The sequence below is a fragment of the Citrobacter cronae genome, assembly GCF_016893685.1.
GTDB lineage: Bacteria > Pseudomonadota > Gammaproteobacteria > Enterobacterales > Enterobacteriaceae > Citrobacter > Citrobacter werkmanii.
The window spans coordinates 1,419,353-1,423,006 of record NZ_CP069763.1; the positions used below are offsets into that span (position 1 = coordinate 1,419,353).

Sequence of the window (3,654 nt, forward strand, 5' to 3'; positions counted from 1 at the left end):
GATTAAACGCTGTAGTACAGCTCAAACTCTACCGGGTGCGGCGTCATGCGCACACGGTCATCTTCTTCACGACGCAGCGCAATGTACGCATCGATCGCTTCATTGGTGAACACGCCGCCTGCAGTCAGGAACTCGCGGTCCAGATCCAGTTCTTTCAGTGCTTCTTCCAGAGAACCTGCAACCTGTGGGATCTCCTTCGCTTCTTCAGGCGGCAGGTCGTACAGGTTTTTGTCCATCGCTTCACCCGGGTGGATCTTGTTCTTAATACCGTCAAGACCCGCCATCAGCAGCGCGGCGAAGCACAGGTACGGGTTAGCAGCCGGGTCCGGGAAGCGCACTTCGATACGACGCGCTTTCGGAGAAGCCACTACCGGAATACGGATAGAAGCAGAACGGTTACGGGCAGAGTAAGCCAGCATTACCGGCGCTTCGTAACCCGGGACCAGACGCTTGTAGGAGTTGGTGGTCGGGTTCGCCAGGGCGTTGATCGCTTTAGCGTGTTTGATAACGCCGCCGATGTAGTACAGCGCCTGCTCAGACAGACCCGCATATTTGTCACCGGAGAACAGGTTTACGCCGTTCTTGGACAGGGACATGTGGCAGTGCATGCCGGAACCGTTATCGCCAAACATTGGTTTTGGCATAAAGGTCGCGGTTTTACCGAAACGGTGAGCGACGTTGTGAACCACATATTTGTAGATCTGAATTTCGTCCGCTTTTTTGGTCATGGTGTTGAAGCGGGTCGCGATTTCGTTCTGACCAGCAGTCGCTACTTCGTGGTGATGCGCTTCAACGACGAGGCCCATTTCTTCCATGATCAGACACATGGTAGAACGGATGTCCTGAGAAGAATCTACCGGAGGAACCGGGAAGTAACCGCCTTTCACGCCCGGACGGTGACCTTTGTTACCACCTTCGTATTTGGTGGAGGAGTTCCATGCGCCCTCGATATCATCGATAGCCACGTGGGAACCGGAAATGGACGCGCCGAAACGGATGTCGTCAAACAGGAAGAACTCTGGCTCTGGCCCGAACAGAACGGTGTCTGCGATGCCGGTAGAACGCAGGTACTCTTCAGCGCGTTTAGCGATGGAGCGCGGGTCGCGGTCGTAGCCCTGCAGCGTGCCGGGTTCCAGGATATCACAACGGATGATCAGGGTGGACTCTTCATAGAACGGGTCAATGAGTGCAGTAGACGCATCTGGCATCAGAACCATGTCTGATTCGTTAATGCCTTTCCAGCCACCGATTGAGGAGCCGTCAAACATTTTGCCTTCTTCAAAGAATTCGGCATTTACCTGATGAGCAGGAATAGTGACGTGCTGTTCTTTACCTTTAGTATCAGTGAAGCGCAAATCAACAAACTTCACTTCGTGTTCGTTCAGCATCGTCAAAACGTGTTCAGCGGACATACTTACTCTCCCGGATTGGTCATGGTCGTCGTGGTAACGAAGTCTTCAATTCTGCAAAAAATTGGCCGTGTCGCCGTAAAAAAGATAAAGCGAAATCTGTGCCAACTTTTAAATTGCCCCTAAAAGGCGTTATCATGCGCACTATCGTGCAAAGGGGCTGCACCATGAAGGATGTATTGCACCAATATAGTGCTTTAATGTGAACATTAAGCACCATATTGGTGCAACGCACCCCAGATTACCCCTTTTAACGCTCCGTGAATGTGATCACAAAGAAACTCTGCAATACTTGTTTGCGGAGGATGTTTGTGATCCTGTTTTGTACTGCGATTAATCCGTGTACAATAACGCGCTATTTCTAAAATGCCTGAGGCAAAGTTGTGATCGAAAATTTGCGTAACATCGCCATCATCGCGCACGTAGACCATGGTAAAACGACCCTGGTAGACAAGCTGCTCCAACAATCCGGTACGTTCGATGCACGTGCTGAAACCCAAGAGCGCGTGATGGACTCCAACGATTTGGAGAAAGAGCGTGGGATTACCATCCTCGCTAAAAACACCGCTATCAAATGGAATGACTACCGTATCAACATCGTTGACACCCCGGGGCACGCCGACTTCGGTGGTGAAGTTGAACGTGTAATGTCCATGGTCGACTCCGTGCTGCTGGTGGTGGATGCAATGGATGGTCCGATGCCGCAGACGCGCTTCGTGACCAAAAAAGCCTTTGCCCATGGCCTGAAGCCAATTGTTGTTATCAACAAAGTTGACCGTCCTGGCGCGCGCCCTGACTGGGTTGTTGATCAGGTATTCGACCTGTTCGTTAACCTCGACGCTACCGACGAACAACTGGACTTCCCGATCGTTTACGCTTCCGCGCTGAACGGTATCGCAGGTCTGGATCACGAAGATATGGCGGAAGACATGACTCCGCTGTATCAGACCATCGTTGATCGCGTACCGGCTCCGAACGTAGACCTTGACGGCCCGCTGCAGATGCAAATCTCTCAGCTGGACTACAACAACTACGTTGGCGTTATCGGTATCGGCCGCATCAAACGCGGTAAAATTAAACCGAACCAGCAGATCACTATCATTGATAGCGAAGGTAAAACCCGCAACGGTAAAGTCGGTAAAGTTCTGACCCACCTGGGTCTGGAACGTATCGAGAGTGATATTGCCGAAGCAGGCGATATCATCGCGATCACCGGTCTGGGCGAACTGAACATCTCCGACACCATCTGCGACCCGCAGAATGTCGAAGCGCTGCCGGCTCTGTCCGTTGATGAACCGACCGTAACCATGTTCTTCTGCGTAAACACCTCTCCGTTCTGTGGTAAAGAAGGTAAATATGTTACCTCTCGTCAGATCCTTGACCGCCTGAACAAAGAGCTGGTGCACAACGTTGCGCTGCGCGTTGAAGAAACCGAAGATGCGGATGCATTCCGTGTGTCCGGTCGTGGTGAGCTGCACCTGTCTGTTCTGATCGAAAACATGCGTCGTGAAGGTTTCGAAATGGCGGTTTCCCGTCCGAAAGTTATCTTCCGCGAAATCGATGGCCGTAAACAAGAGCCGTTCGAAAACGTAACGCTGGACGTTGAAGAGCAGCATCAGGGTTCTGTGATGCAGGCTCTGGGTGAGCGTAAAGGCGATCTGAAAAACATGAATCCAGATGGCAAAGGCCGCGTACGTCTTGACTACGTAATCCCAAGCCGTGGTCTGATCGGCTTCCGTTCAGAATTCATGACCATGACCTCCGGTACCGGTCTGCTGTATTCCACCTTCAGCCACTACGACGACGTTCGTGCGGGTGATGTGGGTCAGCGTCAGAACGGCGTACTGATCTCCAACGGCCAGGGTAAAGCAGTTGCGTTCGCACTGTTCAGCCTGCAGGACCGCGGTAAGCTGTTCCTGGGTCACGGTGCTGAAGTTTACGAAGGCCAGATCATCGGTATTCACAGCCGCTCTAACGACCTGACCGTAAACTGCCTGACCGGTAAGAAACTGACCAACATGCGTGCGTCCGGTACTGACGAAGCAACGGTTCTGGTTCCGCCGGTTAAGATGACTCTGGAGCAGGCTCTGGAATTCATCGATGACGACGAACTGGTAGAAGTGACTCCAACCTCTATCCGTATCCGTAAGCGTCACCTGACTGAAAACGATCGTCGCCGTGCAATGCGTGGCGCGAAAGAAGAGTAATTAACGCTCTTTCTCAGGTAAGCATAAAAAAGCCGCTG

At 52.2% G+C, this 3,654-nt stretch carries 2 protein-coding genes; one reads left to right on the plus strand and one right to left on the minus strand.

What is annotated here, in order from left to right; translation table 11 throughout:
- Positions 1–2 precede the first annotated feature (2 nt).
- The gene (gene glnA, locus JSN25_RS06085) at positions 3–1,412 is read right to left on the minus strand and encodes a glutamate--ammonia ligase (protein ID WP_038635848.1); all 1,410 of its coding nucleotides are present in this window, start codon (positions 1,410–1,412) and stop codon (positions 3–5) included.
- Between the two features lie 380 nt (positions 1,413–1,792).
- Between glnA and typA the strand changes: the two genes are divergently transcribed.
- The gene (typA, locus tag JSN25_RS06090; protein ID WP_204525529.1) at positions 1,793–3,616 is read left to right on the plus strand and encodes a ribosome-dependent GTPase TypA; all 1,824 of its coding nucleotides are present in this window, start codon (positions 1,793–1,795) and stop codon (positions 3,614–3,616) included.
- Positions 3,617–3,654 lie beyond the last annotated feature (38 nt).

Excerpts from the sequence above, each read along its gene's own strand:
- glnA (WP_038635848.1), bottom strand. The coding sequence starts at position 1,412 with ATGTCCGCTGAACACGTTTTGACGATGCTGAACGAACACGAAGTGAAG.